17 protein-coding genes are annotated in these 20,090 nt (G+C 58.9%); 11 read left to right on the top strand and 6 right to left on the bottom strand.

The features are described 5' to 3' along the window. Nucleotides 1-363 precede the first annotated feature (363 nt). The gene (locus JAO85_RS19660) at nucleotides 364-1,968 is read left to right on the top strand and encodes a sensor domain-containing diguanylate cyclase (protein WP_039050809.1); all 1,605 of its coding nucleotides are present in this window, start codon (nucleotides 364-366) and stop codon (nucleotides 1,966-1,968) included. A 74-nt stretch (nucleotides 1,969-2,042) separates the two neighbouring features. On the opposite strand, the gene JAO85_RS19655 is transcribed toward JAO85_RS19660, so the two are convergent. Next, nucleotides 2,043-2,441: a hypothetical protein gene (locus JAO85_RS19655; protein WP_202788815.1), complete on the bottom strand. Its 399-nt coding sequence runs from the start codon at nucleotides 2,439-2,441 to the stop codon at nucleotides 2,043-2,045. A 361-nt stretch (nucleotides 2,442-2,802) separates the two neighbouring features. Between JAO85_RS19655 and dusA the strand changes: the two genes are divergently transcribed. The 3 genes from dusA (at nucleotide 2,803) to JAO85_RS19640 (ending at nucleotide 6,133) form a co-directional block, all read left to right on the top strand. Further along, nucleotides 2,803-3,837 carry a tRNA dihydrouridine(20/20a) synthase DusA gene (dusA, locus tag JAO85_RS19650; RefSeq protein WP_202788814.1) on the top strand — a complete coding sequence of 345 codons (1,035 nt, stop codon included), beginning with the start codon at nucleotides 2,803-2,805 and terminating at the stop codon, nucleotides 3,835-3,837. Between the two features lie 170 nt (nucleotides 3,838-4,007). Beyond that, nucleotides 4,008-5,441 (top strand): polyhydroxyalkanoate depolymerase, encoded by a 1,434-nt coding sequence (locus JAO85_RS19645; RefSeq protein WP_003065012.1) that lies wholly within the window; start codon nucleotides 4,008-4,010, stop codon nucleotides 5,439-5,441. A 29-nt stretch (nucleotides 5,442-5,470) separates the two neighbouring features. Then, entirely contained in the window at nucleotides 5,471-6,133 is a 663-nt protein-coding gene (locus JAO85_RS19640; RefSeq protein ID WP_202788813.1) for an RnfABCDGE type electron transport complex subunit B, read from the top strand. A 94-nt stretch (nucleotides 6,134-6,227) separates the two neighbouring features. Here JAO85_RS19640 and JAO85_RS19635 read toward each other — a convergent pair whose 3' ends face one another. Beyond that, a complete protein-coding gene (locus tag JAO85_RS19635; RefSeq protein ID WP_202788812.1) occupies nucleotides 6,228-7,721 on the bottom strand; it encodes a methyl-accepting chemotaxis protein in 1,494 nt (497 codons plus the stop codon). A gap of 189 nt (nucleotides 7,722-7,910) precedes the next feature. Here JAO85_RS19635 and dapC point away from each other — a divergent pair, with 189 nt between their 5' ends. The 5 genes from dapC (at nucleotide 7,911) to prmB (ending at nucleotide 13,592) form a co-directional block, all read left to right on the top strand. Beyond that, nucleotides 7,911-9,116 (top strand): succinyldiaminopimelate transaminase, encoded by a 1,206-nt coding sequence (gene dapC, locus JAO85_RS19630; RefSeq protein WP_046461490.1) that lies wholly within the window; start codon nucleotides 7,911-7,913, stop codon nucleotides 9,114-9,116. Nucleotides 9,117-9,197: 81 nt separating this feature from the next. Further along, nucleotides 9,198-10,031: a 2,3,4,5-tetrahydropyridine-2,6-dicarboxylate N-succinyltransferase gene (gene dapD / locus JAO85_RS19625; RefSeq protein WP_003065004.1), complete on the top strand. Its 834-nt coding sequence runs from the start codon at nucleotides 9,198-9,200 to the stop codon at nucleotides 10,029-10,031. Between the two features lie 197 nt (nucleotides 10,032-10,228). Beyond that, on the top strand, nucleotides 10,229-11,398 hold the full coding sequence (locus JAO85_RS19620) for a PilT/PilU family type 4a pilus ATPase (protein ID WP_003065002.1): 1,170 nt from the start codon (nucleotides 10,229-10,231) through the stop codon (nucleotides 11,396-11,398). 50 nt (nucleotides 11,399-11,448) lie between these two features. Next, a complete protein-coding gene (dapE, locus tag JAO85_RS19615; protein ID WP_202788811.1) occupies nucleotides 11,449-12,648 on the top strand; it encodes a succinyl-diaminopimelate desuccinylase in 1,200 nt (399 codons plus the stop codon). Continuing rightward, entirely contained in the window at nucleotides 12,645-13,592 is a 948-nt protein-coding gene (gene prmB / locus JAO85_RS19610; protein WP_202788810.1) for a 50S ribosomal protein L3 N(5)-glutamine methyltransferase, read from the top strand. The genes dapE and prmB overlap by 4 nt, the downstream gene beginning before the upstream one ends. Nucleotides 13,593-13,670: 78 nt before the next feature. Here the strand turns inward: prmB and JAO85_RS19605 are convergent, their stop codons facing one another. Both JAO85_RS19605 and JAO85_RS19600 read right to left on the bottom strand, forming a co-directional pair. Beyond that, a complete protein-coding gene (locus tag JAO85_RS19605; RefSeq protein ID WP_202788809.1) occupies nucleotides 13,671-13,847 on the bottom strand; it encodes a hypothetical protein in 177 nt (58 codons plus the stop codon). Nucleotides 13,848-13,850: 3 nt separating this feature from the next. Beyond that, nucleotides 13,851-14,711 carry a ferritin-like domain-containing protein gene (locus JAO85_RS19600; RefSeq protein ID WP_202788818.1) on the bottom strand — a complete coding sequence of 287 codons (861 nt, stop codon included), beginning with the start codon at nucleotides 14,709-14,711 and terminating at the stop codon, nucleotides 13,851-13,853. Between the two features lie 407 nt (nucleotides 14,712-15,118). Between JAO85_RS19600 and JAO85_RS19595 the strand changes: the two genes are divergently transcribed. Next, a complete protein-coding gene (locus tag JAO85_RS19595; protein ID WP_202788808.1) occupies nucleotides 15,119-17,164 on the top strand; it encodes an ABC-F family ATP-binding cassette domain-containing protein in 2,046 nt (681 codons plus the stop codon). A gap of 178 nt (nucleotides 17,165-17,342) precedes the next feature. After that, on the top strand, nucleotides 17,343-17,465 hold the full coding sequence (locus JAO85_RS25740) for a hypothetical protein (RefSeq protein ID WP_003064982.1): 123 nt from the start codon (nucleotides 17,343-17,345) through the stop codon (nucleotides 17,463-17,465). A gap of 424 nt (nucleotides 17,466-17,889) precedes the next feature. Here the strand turns inward: JAO85_RS25740 and phbB are convergent, their stop codons facing one another. Both phbB and JAO85_RS19585 read right to left on the bottom strand, forming a co-directional pair. Further along, a complete protein-coding gene (gene phbB, locus JAO85_RS19590) occupies nucleotides 17,890-18,627 on the bottom strand; it encodes an acetoacetyl-CoA reductase (protein ID WP_003064980.1) in 738 nt (245 codons plus the stop codon). 260 nt (nucleotides 18,628-18,887) lie between these two features. Beyond that, nucleotides 18,888-20,069 carry an acetyl-CoA C-acetyltransferase gene (locus JAO85_RS19585; RefSeq protein ID WP_003064978.1) on the bottom strand — a complete coding sequence of 394 codons (1,182 nt, stop codon included), beginning with the start codon at nucleotides 20,067-20,069 and terminating at the stop codon, nucleotides 18,888-18,890. Nucleotides 20,070-20,090 lie beyond the last annotated feature (21 nt).

Below are 20,090 nucleotides of genomic sequence, written 5' to 3'. Positions count from 1 at the left end.
TGAGCCTTGCGGCTCAAGTCAAAGAGTGGGTCAGTTTGAGATGGAAATGGCGGGTCAGTTTTGCGTGGAAATTAACAGTTCAGGCCGAACAGCAGTGGCGAGCTGTTCGGTGTTGACTTGGAAGCCTTGCATTCTTGAGCAGCTACAGACACCACAGGTTGATCTATGCAATCAAGCAAGCGGCAGCGAAGCCGTATAGCAACTTGCCAACGTTGCCTGCAGCTGCCGGGAAATGGGCCTGTCAATAGTGCCTGTACTTTTTACACAGGTACTAACCCTAGGAAATTCTCATACAAAAGTAAAATAAACAATAGATATGCGCACATCGATAGTTTTTATTAAAATTTATTTTCTAGGAACTTTGTGAAATTCAATATAAGCAAGATTTTTTGCAAAATGGATATTAGGCGTTTGATCCTATTGCTCACGGTTGCCAGCGCATTTATCTCCTTAGTTAATACATTCTATGCAGCCTATACAGTTCAACGCCAGCAGCTCATCGATGAAAATCTGAACGGGAATTTCGTCTACGCAACAAAACTGGCAAAGAGCACCGATGACTTTCTTAGGGCAGCTCAACAACAGCTAGCGGCAAGCTCGGTCTATTTATCAAAAAACTTCAATAACATTGAAGTATTAAAATCAGAGTCAGAAAGACTGAAAACTCAGACAGAAAGCTTCAACTCTATTCTTATAGTTGATGCTCGCTCTAGTGTGCTAGCTTCTTCACCTGAAACGCTGAAACTCACGGGAAGAACTCTCGCAACACCAGGCATCGTTGAATCGATAAAAACGCAGAAACCGCTAATTAGTGACTCATATATCTCCACCATCGGAAATTTGCTGGTATTCATCTCTCATCCTATCCACGACCCATCTGGCAACTATTTAGGCATGGTTGGAGGAACGATCTACCTCAACCAACAGAGCATCCTCAACCATCTGCTTGGCACGCACTATCACAAAGATGGCTCATACCTGTATGTTGTCGATCAGAACAAAAAGCTTGTCTATCATCCTGACAAAAATCGAGTAGGGACACTCGTGAGCGGCAATGAAGTCACCGAGAAAATTCATAATGGTGAGTCTGGCAGCCAGATCGTTAAGAATACTCGTGGGGTTGAGATGATTTCAGGCTATGCAGTCATTCCCACTACGAACTGGGGAGTCGTTGCACAGAGACCCCTGTCGGCAACCCTTGCTCCATTGGACTCGCTGATGAAGCAAGTAATTCTTAAGACGCTACCTATAGCGGTAATTTCTGTATTTCTGATCTGTTGGTGCGCTAACAGAATTGCAAAACCGCTGCAATTACTGTCTGAAGGTGCAAAAAACATAGGCCACCCAGAAACAGAGGAGAACATACAGAAAATAAAATCGTGGTATATAGAGTCCTATGAGTTGAAAAAAGCCATGTTAATTGGCATTTCCTTGCTCAATAGAAACATACAAAAACTTCAGGATGATGTTAAGACTGATCCTTTGACCAAGCTTGGCAATCGTCGAAGCCTGGAAGCTGCATTGCAAAAGCTCGAAGCTTCCAGCCAGATTTTCTCAGTGGTATCTATCGACATCGACCACTTCAAGAAGGTCAACGACACCTTTGGGCATGATGCAGGTGACATCGTCTTGCGTGACCTGGCCAAGCAGATGAAATCTGTCTCACGCGCAGATGACTTACCTTGCCGTGTTGGCGGTGAAGAATTCTTAATCGTCTTGCCTCGAACCAGCGAAACGACCGCAGTTCAAGTCGCAGAGCGCTTGCGCAAGCAAGTGGAAGCAGCAGTGTTTGAAGGCGTTGGCCACATCACCATTTCCCTAGGTGTGGCAAGCTGGCCGAACAGCTCTTCCGACATCCCAACGGTTATCAAATACGCCGACGAGATGCTCTACAAGGCCAAGCGTGAAGGAAGAAACCGTGTGGCTGTCTATAGTCAATCAGAGACTGGAGAAATGCAGCCGGCTTAGTGGGAGTGCAGGTCTTTCTTGAACTGCACTCCGCTATGAGATAGCCGGCGCGGTCAAGCCCCCTTAAACAACAACTAGATCTTGTTACCCATCAAGCAGACCTGTAGGCACTGCACCCTGCTGGCGCAGTGGTCAGTCAACTGTCTGCAGCTTCCTTCTTTTCTTCCAAGTCCAGCAAAAATAGCTCGCGTACCGTGCTTGGAGATGATCTTGAGCCGCAGCAGCTCCTGCTTGGCAGCGTCCAGCTCCTGCACCAGCTTGTTCATGCCGTAGCGCGCCACGGCGCCCAGGCAGGCCTGGCGCAACCAGACGATATCGTTGAGCACTGTGGCCGGGCCCGCCTCCTCTTCGGTGCACCGCCACCTGGCGTACTCGATGAAGTCGACGGCTCGCAGGTGCCGGGCATCCCAGTGCGCCAACTTGGCCTTCTGCAGCCGGGTGATGTCGGCCGTCTTGGACCGCCCCCATGCCACGATGCCTTTTGCATCGCTGACATAATCCTGCAGTATCTGCTTGAGGGTGACGAGACCTTGAACAGGCAGGCCTGTCGCTTGGGCCTCCTCGATTTCTGCTTCACGTCTCCGCAACCATTTCTGGGCAAGAGCACGCCGGGTGAACGCCTTGGACTCGGAAAGAGTCAGCTATCCGCCTTCCTTCAGACGGATATGAGCTGGAACGATATGACACCCTTGGCACTCTTTCGTTGGGTGATGGTTCCCATCAATGCTCCATGAAATTCGTGGTGCATCAATGTAGCATTCAGCATCAAAAAACCCGGAAAAACGGGGTAAGACAGGGTCAATTTTCAGTGCACCACAAGGCACTTTTCATAGTATGAGCACCGAACAAACTGTTAAAAAACAACTAGATAGCAGCATGTGGCGCATGTCGGTGGCGCCAATGATGGACTGGACAGACAAGCATTGCCGCTACTTCCACCGCCTGCTCAGCCAGCACACCCTGCTCTACACCGAAATGGTGACGACCGGAGCTCTGGTGCATGGCGACGTGGCTCGTCATCTACGGTTTGAGGCCGAAGAGCACCCCGTGGCATTGCAATTGGGTGGCTCGGAGCCAGCAGATCTGGCGCACAGTGCACGCCTGGGCGAGCAATGGGGCTATGACGAGATCAATCTCAACTGCGGCTGCCCCAGCGAGCGCGTTCAGCGTGGGGCTTTCGGCGCCTGCCTGATGAACGAGGCCGCACTGGTAGCCGATTGCGTCAAGGCCATGGCCGATGTGGTGTCCGTGCCCGTCACTGTCAAGCACCGAATCGGCATCGACAAGATCGAAAGCTACGATTTTGTGCGCGACTTCGTCGGCACCGTTGCCGATGCAGGCTGCCAGGTGTTTGTGGTTCATGCCCGCAACGCCTGGCTCAAAGGCCTCTCCCCCAAGGAAAACCGTGAAATCCCGCCGCTGCGCTACGAAGTCGTCGCACAACTCAAGCGTGACTTTCCGGGCCTGACCATCGCTGTCAACGGCGGCATCAAGACCGATGACGTGGTACAGCAGCAATTGCAGCAGGTCGATGGCGTCATGGTGGGCCGCGAGGCCTATCACAACCCCTGGTGGATGGCGTCCTGGGATGTTCTTTACTATCAGGATGAGAGCAGAGAGCGTACGCGCGAGCAGATCGAAGAGCAGATGGTGCTGTATATGGAACGCGAAGCGCGCGAGCATGGAACGCACTGGTATTCGATTGCCCGGCATATGCTGGGGCTGCGCAACGGCCTCGCCGGTGCGCGCCGCTGGCGCCAGGTCTGGAGCGATCACCGTCTCAAGACCCTGCCTGCGCACGAGGTCATGAAGCTGGCCCGCACCAAGCCGAACGAGATCCTGCCGGAACCCGCAGAGCAGATGCTTTGACGCTGCATGAAAAAGCTGGCTTCGGTCAGCTTTTTTACTTTCAAGCGCGGTCAAGTCCGGCATGCGTTGCGCAATCCCCGCAGTTGCGCGGTTTGAAGGGAATTCACTACTTCGCATGTCAAACTCTGCTGTTATATTGCACTGCAACATAACCCGCAGAAGTGCGTCCCATGCTCTATCAGATCTACGAAATGCAGCGCGCAATGGTTGAGCCCTTTGCAGACTTTGCCCAGGCCGCCTCCAAGTTCTACAACAACCCCCACTCGGTCTTCAGCCAGGTGCCACTGGCCCAGCGCATGGCAGCGGGCTTCAACCTCATGTACCGCTTGGGCAAGGACTACGAAAAGCCCGAATTCGATCTGCATAACGTCGAAGTCAACGGCGTGGATGTCACCATCCGCGAGCGGGTGGAGGTCGACAAGCCGTTTTGTGAGCTGCGCCGCTTCAAGCGCTTTTCCGACGATCCAGAAACACTGGATCTCATGCTCAGCCAGCCCGTGGTGCTGATCGTTGCCCCCCTCTCGGGCCACTATGCCACCTTGCTGCGCGACACCGTGCAAAGCATGCTCGGAGGCCACAAGGTCTATATCACCGACTGGAAAAATGCCCGCACCGTGCCGCTGTCCGAAGGCGAGTTCCATCTGGACGACTATGTGAACTATGTGCAGGAATTCATTCGCTATCTGCAAGGGCGCTATGGCCAGTGCCATGTGGTCAGCGTCTGCCAACCCACGGTGCCCGTGCTGGCGGCCGTCTCGCTGATGGCCAGCCGTGGCGAGGTGACGCCGCTGTCCATGACCATGATGGGCGGCCCTATTGATGCGCGCCGCTCACCGACGGCCGTCAACAACCTGGCCGAAACCCGCAGCTACGAATGGTTCGAGAACAACGTCATCTACGAGGTACCGAACAATTACCCCGGTGCCGGCCGCCGCGTCTACCCTGGCTTTTTGCAGTACTCGGGCTTTGTGGCCATGAATCCCGACCGCCATGCCAACAGCCATTACGACTATTTCAAGGATCTGATCAAGGGTGACGAGGCCAGCGCCGAGCACCACCGCAAGTTCTATGACGAGTACAACGCCGTGCTGGACATGGATGCCGACTACTATCTGGAGACCATCGCCACCGTGTTTCAGGAGTACAAGCTGGTCAAGGGCACCTGGGAAGTCAAAAACGAGCAGGGCCAGCCCGAGCTGGTGCGTCCTCAGGATATCCGCCACACAGCCTTGCTGACCGTGGAAGGCGAGCTCGACGATATCTCGGGCGCAGGCCAGACCCGCGCCGCCCATGATCTGTGTGCCGGCATCGCGGCCGAGGCGCGCCAGCATATCGAAGTCCAAGGTGCAGGCCATTACGGCATCTTCAGCGGCAGCCGCTGGCGCAAGACCGTCTACCCGCAGGTGCGCGACTTCATCCTGTCCCACCAGCCCGCAAGCGCGACAGCCGCCAGCGCCGCAGGCCATCTGAGCAGCGTCAGTGACGACGGAGCCGAGCTGGAAAGCAACGAGGCCCATGCCGACAAGTCTGCCAAGACCCTGAAAACAGGTCAAAATAGCGCCCCTGCCCAGAAAGGACGCGGCCCCCACCGCGCCAGGGCGTAAAGGCTCGCCAGACCAGAATGAACTCATCCATGTCCGCAGCCTCTTCGCTTCAAGCACTGGCTGCGAACATCGATGCAGCCCTGCCCCAGACACAGTGCACGCGCTGCGGTTATCCCGATTGCGCGTCCTATGCCATGGCCATTGCTAGCGGAGAAGCCGCCATCAATCAATGCCCACCCGGTGGCCAGGAAGGCGTGCGCCGCCTGGCGTCCATCACCGGCAGGCCGGAGTTGCCGCTCAACGCCGCAAATGGCATCGAAACCCCGCGCACCCTGGCCCTGATCGACGAAGCCTGGTGCATAGGCTGCACGTTGTGCATCAAGGCCTGTCCCACCGACGCGATTCTGGGTGCCAACAAGCGCATGCACTCCGTGATTGCCGAGCATTGCACGGGCTGCGAGCTGTGCATTCCCGTCTGTCCGGTCGATTGCATAGAGCTGGTCAATGCCAGTGCCGAGGCCACGGGCTGGTCAGCCTGGAGCGCTTCCCAGGCCGAGCATGCCCGCCACCGCTATGGAGTGCATCTGCAGCGCACGGGTCGCAAGGCCAATGCGCCGGTGCGCACCACGGCACAGCCTCCTGCGGCAGAAGCCGGTGCTCAGGCCGTCACGACGGCAGCGCCAGCACCCGACAAAAAGGCTGCGATTGCCGCCATTCTGGCCAAGGCCAAGGCTCAGCGCGCCCAGAATTGATACTGAATAAGCCGCTATCGCTTATGCAAAAAAGCGCCAGCAGCTCTTGATTCAATAGCATCTCCTGGGGCTGCAAAGCTCTCTCGGGGTCTCACTAGACGCTGACCAGGCTTTTGTAGACGCCGCAGCCCCAGTACAGGCCTGCATGCTTGCAGACATAGGACATCTTGGTCTGCACCTGCTGGTTGCTGGGGTTGATGTAGTCATACTCGACCCAGCCCGGGCGCAACTCGGCCTGAGCCATGATGTCGGCCATCAGGCTGTCGCCGTCGATGCCGGGCACATCCTGCACGCGCAGCCCCACCTTGGCGGGATTGCCGCCGAAGGCACGGTACTCCCCTTCCGAGGACAGAGCGAACACATACATGTCGCGGTCGTGGAATGGCTGCTCAGGATCGGTCACGGTCTGCAGCAGGCTGGCGACACTGGACGAGCTTTTGGCTTGCCGCATGGTTGCCTGCACCAGGGCCACGGCCTCCTCGGCCGTGCCCTGCTGCAATCTGAAGCGCGACACGGCGTCCGACAGGTGCTGGGCCCGCAGCTGCAGCTCGCGGGCCTGCTGCAGCGCCTGACCGACCATCTGGGCATTGTGCAGGGTGATTTCATCGATCTGGTGCACGGCATTGCTGATTTCCTGAAGCCCCGTGCTCTGGCTGCTGGCCGAGTCCGAGAGCGTCCCCATATGACTGACCACATCATGGATGGCTCGCGTCACCCCTTGAGTCTGCTCGACGGCGTTGCGCAACAGCTGCGTGCTCTGGCTCACCTGCTGCACTGTCTCGCCGATCAGCTGGCGTATCTCCTTGGCAGCTTCGGCGCTGCGCTGCGCCAGCGTACGCACCTCGCTGGCCACGACGGCAAAGCCGCGCCCCTGCTCACCGGCCCTGGCGGCCTCCACGGCCGCATTGAGGGCCAGAATATTGGTCTGAAAGGCAATGCCGTCTATCACCCCAATGATTTCCCGCATGCGCCCGGCATTGCGCTCGATCAGCTCCACCGACTGCACGGCATGCTGCATGGCTTGGGCGCCCTGATCGGCGGCCGAGCGCACGCCGTCGGCACGACCATGGGCCGCCTTGCTCACCTCGGCGCTGTGCTGAACCGCTGCGCTGAGTTGCTCGACACTGACCACCGTCTGCGCGAGATTGCTCGCCTGCATCTCGGTTCGTTCAGACAGGGCCTGGTGGTCTTTGACCATGCCCTGTCCAGCCTGGGCCACCAGGGCCGCGTTGCTGCGCACATCGGCCACCATGGCCGACAACGCATGCACCATGGACTCGGTCAGGCCCGATGTCGCCGCAGCCGCTTGCGCCCCTTTGGCAGCGCTCATACTCAGGTCGCCATGGGCGACTTTTTCCAGCGCCAGCTGCATGTCCTGCCACTGCTGCTGCCAGCTCTTGTGAAGAGCACCGACCCACAACAGCACTCCCATGATCCACAGCAGCAACCAGCCCAGCTGCCATGTTCCGCTCAGGCCCAGCACGGGCAAAACAGGCCCGGCCAGCAGCCATGGCAACCCCAAGCACAGCCATCCGGAATTCCTCATTCGTACGCGGTTTTTTTTGTCGGGCAAGATGCGCTTTTGCATTGCCTGTCTCCATTCGTTTTTTGTGGTCGACTTCGTTTGCTGAGCTTGCAGCCTGCTCACGGTAGCCCTTTGCTCTGTCATCCAGCTTACGTAACAAATTGCAATTTACGGTGCCTGCAAACCCGCAAAATCGAAACCATGAGCACTGTTTTCTCATGCGAAAATGGCATCAGCCCATAATGTCTCACTATGAATCCCCTGCTCTCGCGCTTACAGCCTTATCCGTTTGAACGCCTTCGCCAACTGTTTGCCTCTGCCCAGCCGCCCGAGGGCCTGCGCCCCATCAGCCTGGGCATCGGAGAGCCGCGCCACGCCACGCCGGCGTTCATTGAAAAAGCACTGAGCAGCGAACTCCAGGGCCTGTCCGTTTACCCCGCCACCGCCGGTCTGCCAGCGCTGCGCCAGGCCTGTGCGCAATGGGCCAACCGGCGCTATGGCGTAGAACTCGATGCAGCGACCCAGGTTCTGCCCGTCAATGGCTCGCGTGAAGCCCTGTTTGCCTTTACCCAGGTGGTGGTGGACAGCACCCGAGCCGGTGCGCGCGTCATCTGCCCCAATCCCTTCTATCAAATCTACGAAGGTGCAACGCTGCTGGCCGGGGCCACACCCTATTACGCTGCAAGTGATGCCGCGCGCAACTTCGCCGTGAACTGGGATGCCGTGCCCGAGGAGGTATGGCAGAACACGCAGATGATTTTTGTCTGTTCTCCCGGCAACCCCACGGGCGCCGTGATGCCACTGGGCGAATGGGAGAAGCTGTTCGCCCTGTCCGACAAGCATGGCTTTGTGATTGCCAGCGACGAGTGCTACAGCGAGATCTACTTCCAGGAGGAAGCTCCGCTGGGCGGCCTGGAAGCGGCACAAAAGCTCGGTCGCCATGATTTCAAGAATCTGGTGATGTTCACCAGCCTGTCCAAGCGCAGCAATGTGCCCGGACTGCGCAGCGGCTTTGTGGCAGGCGATGCGGCCCTGCTCAAGTCCTTCCTGCTCTACCGCACCTATCACGGCGGTGCCATGAGCCCCGTGGTCCAGACGGCATCGATTGCCGCCTGGGGTGACGAGGCCCATGTGCAGGAAAATCGCCGTCTCTACCGCGAGAAGTTTGCCCAGGTCACGCCTGTGCTGTCCAGGGTCATGGATGTGAAGCTGCCCGATGCCAGCTTCTATCTCTGGGCCGGCATTCCGCCGCAACTGGGTATGGATGATGCACAATTCGCCAAGGAACTGTATATTCATACAGGTGTAACGGTTTTGCCGGGAAGCTATCTGGCACGTGAGGCCCATGGCTTCAACCCCGGAGCCAACCGCATTCGCATGGCTCTGGTGGCCGAGACGGCAGAATGCCTTGAAGCAGCTCAGCGCATTGCCCGGTTCATCGAGTCGCGCATACGCTGATTTCCACCCCAGGGCCTGCCCGGTGCAGGCCTTTATGACTCAACGATTCACCTCAACTTTCGATCTTTGACCGAAAACATCATGACGCAACAACTGCAATCCATCATCGACAACGCCTGGGACAACCGTGCCACTATTTCGCCTTCCGCCGCCCCCAAGGAAGTGGTGGATGCCGTGGAGCACGTGATTGCCGAACTCAATGACGGCAAGCTGCGCGTGGCCAGCCGCGAAGGCGTGGGCCAGTGGACCGTGCACCAGTGGATCAAGAAGGCCGTGCTGCTGTCCTTCCGTCTCAAGGACAATGCGCTGATCAACGGCGGCGCCCTGAACTTCTTCGACAAGGTACCCACCAAGTTCGAAGGCATGAGCGAGGCTGAGATCGCCGCCACCGGCGTGCGCGTGGTGCCTCCTGCCGTGGCTCGTCGCGGCTCCTTCATCGCCAAGGGCGCCATCCTGATGCCTTCCTATGTGAACATCGGCGCCTATGTGGACGAAGGCACCATGGTCGACACCTGGGCCACCGTGGGCTCCTGCGCTCAAGTCGGCAAGAACGTGCACCTGTCCGGCGGCGTGGGCCTGGGCGGCGTGCTCGAGCCCCTGCAAGCCAACCCCACCATCATCGAAGACAACTGCTTCATCGGCGCCCGCTCCGAAGTCGTCGAAGGCGTGATCGTGGAAGAAAACTCCGTTCTCGGCATGGGCGTGTACATCGGCCAGTCCACCCCTCTGTTCAACCGCGAAACCGGCGAAATCACCTACGGCCGCGTGCCCAGCGGATCGGTGGTGGTCAGCGGCAACATCCCCAAGCAGACCAAGGATGGCAAGGACTACTCCATGTATGCCGCCATCATCGTCAAGCGCGTGGATGCACAGACCCGCTCCAAGACCAGCATCAACGACCTGCTGCGCGACTGATGGGAGCCTGGCCACGCCTGCTCTGCCTTGATGCAGACACCGCCATGGCCACCCCGCTCACAAGCCTGCCCGCTCCCAAGCGTGCAGGCTTTTTTCATGCTGGAAATCAGCTTTGCGCATCACGCGCGACCTGCACCGAGTTGACACACGCTAACATGCGTGCATAGAGAGGCTGAGCGAAAAAGGATGAAGAAAAAATGAGCACCATGGAAAAAATTCTGCGTCTGATGTCCGAGAAAAAAGCCTCGGACGTCTATCTCTCCGCCCGTGCGCCGGCGCTGATCAAGATCAACGGTATCTGCATCCCCATCAACAATCAGGAGTTGCCGGTCGAAGCTCCGCTGGCCTTGCTCTCCGAAGTCGTCAAGCCGGAAGCCATAGAGGAGCTCAAGCAGACGGGCGAGCTGAACATGGCCATTCCCATGAGCGGCATAGGACGTTTTCGTATCAGCGCCATGCGCCAGCGTGGCTCCTACGCAGTTGTCGTGCGCTTCATCTCGCAGCAGGTGCCCTCGCGCGACAGCCTGAACCTGCCGTCCATTGTCAGCGAACTGGTCATGGAAAAGCGCGGCCTGGTGCTTGTCGTTGGCGCCACGGGCTCAGGCAAGAGCACGACACTGGCGACCATGATCGACGAGCGCAACGAAACGCTCACTGGCCATATCCTCACGGTGGAAGACCCCGTCGAATACCAGTTTCGCAACAAGAAATCCATCGTCAACCAGCGTGAGGTCGGCACCGATACCAGTACCCTTGCAACCGCACTCAAGAATGCGCTACGTCAGGCACCCGATGTGATTCTGATCGGCGAAATCCGCGACCGCGAGACCATGTCGGCCGCACTGGCCTATGCCCAGTCCGGCCATCTGTGCCTGGCAACCCTTCATGCCAACAACAGCTATCACACGCTCAACCGCATCCTGTCCTTCTTCCCCGAGGAGGTACGCCCCAGCATGTTGGGCGAGCTGGCCGCCTCGCTCAAGGCCGTGATCTCTCAGCGCCTGGTCCGTACCGTTACCGGCACGCGCGTGCCGGCCGTGGAAGTCATGCTCAACACCAAGCTCATCAGCGACATGATCGTCAAGGGCGACTTCGGTGGCGTGAAGGAGGCCATGGAAAAATCCATGGCCGAAGGCTCGCAGACCTTCGAGGACGCACTGGCGGCCCTGGTGCGCAGTGGCACAATTGAGCGCAGTGAAGCGCTGGCCTATGCCGACTCGCCCACCAATCTGATGTGGCGCATGGATAATGACGTCAGCCACGCGGCCACTGCTGCCAACGCCCCGGCCGTCACCGATGTGATTCTGCCCGGCGATGACGATATGCCGTCTTTCACGGAAATCACCCTGGATGTCAGAACCGCCTGAAGCCGCCAGCCAAGGCGGCATAGGCATTGTTTTAGTTTGAAGCCCCCTCCATGTCCCGGACACTGCAATTGACCGAGCAGCTCATCAGCCTGCCCTCCGTCACCCCCGAAGATGCTGGCTGCCTTGAGCTGCTCGCCGATGCCCTGACAACCATGGGTTTTACCTGCGAACGTCTGGATAGCGGCCCCGCAGACTTTCGCGTACAAAACCTGTGGGCAAAGCGCGCTCCTGCGATTGCTCAGTCTACGCAAGGCGCTATCAATTCAGATAGGCCTGTGCTGGTCTTTGCCGGCCATACCGATGTGGTGCCACCGGGCCCGCTCAAGGAATGGACCAGCCCGCCTTTCGTACCCATGCACCGCGACGGCAAGCTCTACGGCCGTGGTGCCAGCGATATGAAGACCTCCATCGCCGCCTTTGTCGTGGCGCTGGAGGAGTTTCTGCAGACCACACCCGAGCCCGCCTTCGACATCGCCCTGCTGCTGACCAGCGACGAGGAAGGCCCCTCGGTCGACGGCACCAAGGTCGTGGTTGAAGAGCTGCGCCAGCGCGGCGAGCGCCTGGACTGGTGCATCGTGGGCGAGCCCACCTCGGTCAAGCAGACCGGCGACATGATCAAGAACGGCCGCCGCGGCACCATGAGCGGCAAGCTCACCGTCAACGGTGTGCAAGGCCATATCGCCTACCCGCAACTGGCACGCAACCCCATTCACGAGGCCTTGCCCGCACTCGCAGAACTCGCGGCCACGGTCTGGGACCGCGGCAATGCATTCTTCCCGCCCACAAGCTGGCAGATCAGCAATATTCATGGCGGAACGGGCGCCAGCAACGTCATTCCCGGCCATGTGGTGATCGACTTCAATTTCCGCTTCTGTACCGAGTCCAGCTCCGACTCCCTGCAAAAGCGCGTGCATGAAATCCTGGACCGCCATGGCGTCGAATACTCGCTGGTCTGGACCGTGGGCGGACAGCCTTTTCTGACCACACCGGGCACGCTGGTGCAGGCCGTGCAGGCCGCCATCAAGGATGAAACCGGACTCGATACCGAGCTGTCCACCACAGGCGGCACCAGCGATGGCCGCTTCATCGCCCAGATATGCCCTCAGGTCATAGAGATGGGCCCGCCCAATGCCAGCATCCACAAGATCGACGAACACATCGCCGTGGCCGATATCGAGCCACTGAAAAACATCTACCGCAAGACTCTGGAACAACTCCAGCGCCAGCAGACCGCCCCCCAGACCGCATGAGCAACACCAGCATCCTCCTGATCTCGGGCAACACCGTTGCCGAACTGATTGCCAGCGGCGCTCGGGCTCTCACAGCTGCCGGCGTGGCTTTTGGCCATGGCACGGCCACGGCCGAGGACGAAGCGGCCTGGCTGGTGCTCTGGAAGCTGGGCCTGCCACTGGACAGTGAACTCACACCCGGTGCTCCTGAATCTGTAGCAAGTCAGCCTGTATCTCTTGATACACAAGCTCAGATAGCTACTCTTTTTGAAGAGCGCATACGCAGCCGCAAGCCCGCAGCCTATCTGACGAACGAGGCCTGGCTTGTAGGAGTGCCCTTCTACATCGACGAGCGCTCCATCGTGCCGCGCAGCTTTATCGCCGAGCTGCTGGCCGATGGCAGCATCGACGGCTGGCTGTCCGACAAGACCGTGCAGGTGCTCGACCTATGCACCGGCAACGGCTCTCTGGCCTGCCTTGCCGCCATGGCCTATCCCGAAGTCCGGGTGACGGGTGCTGATATCTCGACCGATGCCCTGGCCGTCGCCCGCATCAATGTGGACAAGCACGGGCTGCAGGATCGCGTGACGCTGCTGGAAAGCAACGGCATGAGCCAGGTGCCCGGCCCCTGGGATCTGGTGCTGTGCAACCCGCCCTACGTGAACTCCGACAGCATGGGCAAGCTGCCTGCCGAGTACCAGGCCGAGCCCGAGCTGGCCCTAGCCGGCGGCGCCGACGGCATGGACTTCATCCGCCGACTGCTCGAGGACCTGCCCGCGCGCCTGAGCAAGGACGCCGTGGTGGTACTGGAGATAGGCAATGAAAAGCCGTACTTCGAGGCAGCCTTCCCCGACCTGCCCGTGTTCTGGCTCGACACCAGCTCGGGTGACGAGCAGGTGCTGCTGATTACCGAAGAGGCGCTGCGCCACTGGTCCGAGGGCAATACCGCCGCCTTGCAACTGTAAGTTCTTCGTCGCGCATCCAAGGCACAGGCTTCTCAAAGCCTTGTGCCTTTTTCTCTATTCAGGCCTTTGAACAAGCGCTCAAGCACGCTTTACCGCACTCGGATAGCGAGAACCGCCACCCGCAATCTGCAGGCCATCGCGCCTGCCTGCAAAGAAGCGGGCATTGAGCTGCGCAGGCCCCGGATCCTCTTCCATCTCGAAGCCCGCCGTGCCCAGCAGTTCCGCCATGCGCTGCGGCGTGCTGGATGCATGCAAGACTCAGTACGACATCATGCGTGTTGCCAGCTTGGAGATGGGTGTGCGCACCATGCCCTCCACGCGTGCTGGCAGCAGCATGGGCTTGAGCAGCATGCGCACGGCCAGATCGGCAGGCAGGCGACGGCTGACCAGCTCGTAAATGCGCTGGGCCATGTCTTCGAAGCGAGTGCTGCTATCGGAGAAATAAGGACCCTTGTGCGCCCAGACATGACGCAGCGCGATATCCGAATCGCTCTCTCGCAACTCCTTGAGGCGGCCATACAGTGCCTTGGCAATGCGCGTGCGGCCCACAGGCGACTGCTGCTGCAGCTCCTTGAAGTACTTGAGGAAGTGCTTGAAGTGGTTGACCTCGTCGTTACGGATATTGCCCAGCAACTCGCTCAGAACCGGCTCGTCGCTGAGTTCGCGCAAGGTGTGGTAATAGGCCGTGGTGCTGGTTTCCACCACGCAGCGCGCCACCATTTCCAGGCGCGGGTCGGGGTAGAGCTCCTCCATGGTGCACAGCTGCGAATATTCGGCGAAAAAGCTGTCGTAGGCTTGCTGCCAGGGAAACTCCGGCCACACGGCTTCCACATAGGCCCGTAGTGCGCGTCCGTGCTGCAGTTCTTCGGACTCCCATTGATCCTTGAGCCAGACCGCGATCTCGGGCCAGGCAGCGTAATGCTCGGCCAGGTTGGCCGCATAGGTATCCGAGCCGGTTTCGATGAACGAGGCGCTCATCAGCAGGAAGAACAGATCCTGGTTGTGCTCTATGGCACTGCGATCGATGGCAGAGAAGTCAATGTCTTCAATGCGCCAGTGGGCAGAGCCGTTTCTGCTCGGGGTGGTTGAATGTGAAGAGAGGGACAGGTTTTGCTGCATCAGTTGTAGGACCGACATACTTAATCTGTCGGACTTCAGACTTAGAGATATGCCATCTTGTCGACATTTGGCCCTTACGCCATGTCAGATTACACCGACATTACAGGAGACTAACAATTCTTCAAATAGCCTTCTACAGGCTTTCATACCGACCTTCAAGCTGATTTTTTGAGTTGCGACCATGGATCTTCGCAGACTTCGCTATTTCAGCACCGTGCTGGAGTCTGCACCCAGGCCCCAAGCGTGTGAGCATGAACTGAAATTCACCGAAACGATGATGGAGAACATAGGTCTTCAGGCCATATGAAAGCTCGGACAGACCTGCCACAACCGGGGCATCGCTACCGCCCTGCTCATTCCCTCAAGCTCCTGAGCCTGAGGGCATTCGCGGATAATCGACCCCAGTCATGATCAGTCTCAAGAACATCACGCTGCGCCGCGGCACCAAAGTCCTGCTCGACCAAGTCAGCACCACCATCAACCCGGGAGAGTCCGTCGGCCTTGTCGGCCGTAACGGTGCAGGCAAGTCCAGCCTGTTCGCCCTGCTCAATGGCAGCATCAGCGAAGACGGCGGTGATTTTTTCATCCCTCCTCAGTGGCGCATGGCACAGGTAGCCCAGCACATGCCGGAAACCGACGAATCAGCCACCCAGTTTGTTCTGGATGGCGACACGCGCCTGGCCGAGCTGAACGCCCAGTTGGCTGCCGCCGAAGCCTCTGGCGATGGTATGGAGATCGCCCAGGCCTATGTGGATCTGGCCGATGCCGGTGCACATGATGCTGAATCGCGCGCGCAAGCCCTGATTCTGGGTCTTGGCTTCAAGGTCTCCGAGCTGGATCACCCGGTCAACAGCTTTTCGGGCGGCTGGCGCATGCGTCTGCAGCTGGCCCGTGCACTGATGGCCCCCAGCGACCTGCTGCTGCTGGACGAACCCACCAACCACCTGGACCTGGATGCCCTGGTCTGGCTGGAAGCCTGGCTAAAGCGCTATAGCGGCACGATGATCGTCATCAGCCACGACCGCGAATTCCTGGACGCCATCACCAACGTCACACTGCAGATTCAGGGCGGGCAGATCAACCGCTACGGCGGCAATTACTCGCGCTTTGAGGAACTGCGTGCCCAGCAGCTGGAGCTGCAGGCGGCCAGCTTCGCCAAGCAGCAGGAAAAAATGGCCCATCTGCAGAAGTTCATTGACCGCTTCAAGGCCAAGGCCAGCAAGGCCAAGCAGGCACAAAGCCGGGTCAAGCAGCTCGAGCGCATGGAAAAGGTCGGGCCGGTGCTGGCCGAAGCCGAGTTCACCTTTGAATTCAAGGAACCCGCCAATCTGCCCAACCCCATGCTGGCGATTACCGATGCCAGCTTCGGCTATGAGGACGAAGACGGCAGGCAGACCACCATCCTGCGGGGCGTCAACCGCTCCGTGCTGGCAGGCCAGCGCATCGGTATTCTCGGGGCCAACGGCCAGGGCAAGTCGACCCTGGTCAAGACCATCGCCCGCGAGATGAAGGCGCTGGCCGGCACCGTCACCGAAGGCAAGGGCCTCAATATCGGCTACTTTGCCCAACAGGAACTCGACGTGCTGCGTCCCGGCGAGAACCCGCTGGAGCATATGACCCGTCTGGCCAGGGAACTCGGCGCTGCCGCACCCGCCGCCAGCCGCGAACAGGACTTGCGCAACTGGCTGGGCACCTTCAACTTCAGCGGCGACATGGTCAAGCAGTCTGTGGGCAGCATGAGCGGTGGCGAAAAAGCCCGTCTGGTACTGGCCATGATCGTCTGGCAACGCCCCAATCTGCTGCTGCTGGACGAGCCTACCAACCACCTGGATCTGGCCACGCGCGAAGCGCTGGCCATGGCGCTAAACGACTTCGACGGCACCGTGATGCTGGTCTCCCACGACCGTCACCTGCTTCGCGCCGTATGTGAAGACTTCTGGATGGTGGGCCGCGGCGTTGTCGGCCCGTTCGATGGCGACCTGGACGACTACCAGCGTTATCTGCTCGAAGAGTCCAAGCGCTTGCGCGAAGAAGCACGCAATGCCGAACAGCAGGCCAACAGCGCGCCAGCGGTGCAAACTCCGGTAGAGCTCAAGCCAAATACGCCTGAAGCGCCTGCTACAAAAGCGCTGGACGCTCTGAAAACAGAATCATTCACTGACGTGGGTGACCCCAAGGAAGCCCGTCGCCTGGCTGCTGCAGCTCGCCAGCAACTGGCCGAAAAGACCAAGCCTTTCAAGAAAGAGCTGGAACAGATCGACAAGACGCTGCCCAAGCTCAATGCCCAGCGCGGCGCGCTGGAAGAAAAGCTGGCCACGCCCGGACTATCCGGTGGCGATATCGTGGAAGCGGGCAAGCAGCTGAGTGCCGTCAACGCTGAAATCGATCAACTGGAAGAGCGCTGGCTGGAGCTTTCGGAGCAGATTGAAGCCCTGGTCACCGAAACCTGCTAAGCCCAGGAAAAGCCCTGCCATTGACCAGCTTTGGCAGGGCGCTATTCATTTTGCACATGCATACCGGCTGCTGAAAACATCAGCAAACGCGAGTTGCATTTTCTTGCGCTGTTGATTCAGCTTCTTGTCAACCTGCAGTTCAGACCAGGCGTTGAACCACTCAAAGGAGTGAACTGCAATGACCACCACTGTTACCGACACCGCCAAAGCCCAGCCCGCACAGGCCGCAGCAGCTATGTCTCTGATGGCTTGGCCCTGGGACGAACGTGATCGCAAGCGTGCCCCCGCATTTGCAGCCTGATTATCACTGGATAAAAGAACAGGTAAAAATTTCCAAAAAGCTGTCAACGAGCTGAATCCGTCAGACGTTAAACAGACATACAGGAGAGATTCCCATGCAAACCACGAACATCATGTCCATCTGGCCCGAAGACGAACGCGATCGCAAGCGCTAAGCGCTCGCCGCGCAACACTGTGCAGACCAAAGCACAGTGTGTTGCAGCCAGGTGCCCGGGCAGTCGGCACTGCTAGGCCAAAGAACCCACAAGCCTTACTGCCCCGTGCCACTCTCTGAAGTGGCCCCCCATTCCTCAAAACCCGCATGAATGATCTCTGCGGGTTTTGTCATTTGCTGAACCGAGTTTTCCGGTCGCAGCGCACAGTGCAAAACGAAGGGCATGAAAAAAGGAGCCTGAGCTCCTTTTTTGCTGAATGCCTGAAAAGGCTTAGTGCATATGCAGGCCGCCGTTGACCGCAAAGTCCGCACCTGTGGAATAGCTGCCCTCTTCCGAAGCCAGCCAGGAGATGATGGAGGCGATCTCCGCAGGCTCGCCCAGACGCTTGACGGGCACGCCCGCCACGATCTTTTCGAGCACATCGGGACGAATGGCCTTGACCATATCGGTGCCGATGTAACCGGGGCTGACTGTATTCACGGTCACTCCCTTGGCAGCCAGCTCTTGAGCCAGCGCCATGGTGAAACCATGCATGCCCGCCTTGGCGGCCGAGTAGTTGGTCTGGCCAGCCTGGCCCTTGGCGCCGTTGACCGAGCTGATGTTGATGATTCGGCCCCAGCCTTTTTCCACCATGTCTGCCACCACCTGCTTGGTGACGTTGAACATCGAGTTGAGGTTGGTTTCGATGACCGACTTCCAGTCGTCCGGTGTCATCTTGACGAACATGCGGTCGCGGGTGATACCCGCGTTGTTCACCAGCACATCGATGTTGCCGTGCTCTGCCTTGGTCTGGTTGAAGGCTTCGACGGTGGATTCCCAATCCCCCACATTGCCAACCGAGGCATAAAACGTGTAACCCAATTGCGCCTGCTCGTCCAGCCACTTGCGGTAGTCGCGCGATGGTCCGCAACCCGCGATCACCTTGAAGCCATCCTTATGCAAACGCTGGCAGATTGCGGTACCGATACCGCCCATGCCCCCCGTGACGTACGCTACTTTCTGACCCATTCATCTCTCCTGTCAATCAATGGTTATTTCACGATCACACTATCAACGATAAGAATTCTTAGAAATTGCTTATCGTTTTGAACGCCACACACCCTGCACGCTGGCCATGCCAGTATGCAATCGAGTAGGTCCGAATGAACCCGCTTTCGCCTTGGTTTACCTCGTGATCTTCCCTAGGGTCGATGGGAGGCTGGCATCAGCGGGCTTCCCAGACTGCGCCGGTCTTCAGGAGCACCGGAGCAGTCTGCAATCCTGAAGCCTCAGCAGGCTTCCACAGCCATAGCAACACCCATGCCACCGCCGATGCACAGACCGGCCAGGCCCTTCTTGGCACCGCTGCGCTGCATTTCATGCAGCAGCGTCACCAGAATGCGGCAGCCCGATGCACCAATGGGGTGACCGATGGCAATGGCACCGCCGTTGACGTTGACCTTGGCGGTGTCAATGCCCAGATCCTGATTCACCGCGCAAGCCTGTGCGGCAAAGGCTTCGTTGAGTTCGAACAGGTCCACATCGGCAGCCTTCCAGCCGGCGCGATCCAGCGCCTTGCGCGTGGCATAGACAGGACCCAGACCCATGACCTCTGGGGCCAGGCCGCTGGTGGCGTAAGACACGATCTTGGCCAGAGGCTTGAGGCCCAGCGCCTTGGCCTTGGCCGCCGTCATCACCACCACGGCGGCGGCGCCGTCGTTCAGACCCGAGGCATTGCCGGCCGTCACCGAACCTGCCTTGTCGAAAGCGGGCTTGAGGGTGGCCAGCACATCGGCATTGGTCTTGCGGTTGACGTATTCGTCACTGTCGAACACGATGGGGTCACCCTTGCGCTGGGGAATGCTCACGGGAACGATTTCGTCCTTGAACTTGCCAGCATCCTGCGCGGCCGCAGCCTTTTGCTGGCTGGCCAGCGCCAGCGCATCCTGCTGCGCGCGGCTGACGTTCTTTTCCTTGGCCACGTTCTCGGCAGTGATGCCCATGTGGTATTGGTTGTAGACATCCCACAGACCGTCCACGATCATGGTGTCCACCATCTTCCAGTCACCCATGCGCTGGCCGTCACGCGAATTGGGCACGGCATGGGGCGACAGGCTCATGTTTTCCTGGCCTCCGGCAACCACGATTTCGCTGTCTCCCGTTGCCACGGCCTGAGCTGCCAGCATCACCGCCTTAAGGCCGGAGCCGCAGACGGCATTGATCGTCAGCGCAGGTGTCTCCTTGGCAATGCCGGCCGCCATCATGGCCTGACGCGCAGGATTCTGACCGGCCGCCGCCGTCAACACCTGGCCCATGATGACTTCACCGACCTGGTCCTTGCCCACCTTGGCACGAGCCAGAGCCTCGGAAATCACGGTCGCACCCAGCTGGGTTGCAGGAATCTTGGCCAGAGAGCCGCCGAACTTGCCGACCGCCGTACGCACGGCGGAAACGATAACGATGTCTTCCATTGCTGACGAACCTTTCTAGGT

The sequence above is a fragment of the Comamonas sp. NyZ500 genome (genome assembly GCF_016772095.1).
GTDB classification, from domain to species: domain Bacteria; phylum Pseudomonadota; class Gammaproteobacteria; order Burkholderiales; family Burkholderiaceae_C; genus Comamonas; species Comamonas thiooxydans.
The sequence above is the reverse complement of the archived record's forward strand: the minus strand, read 5'-3'. Positions and strand labels throughout refer to the sequence as shown.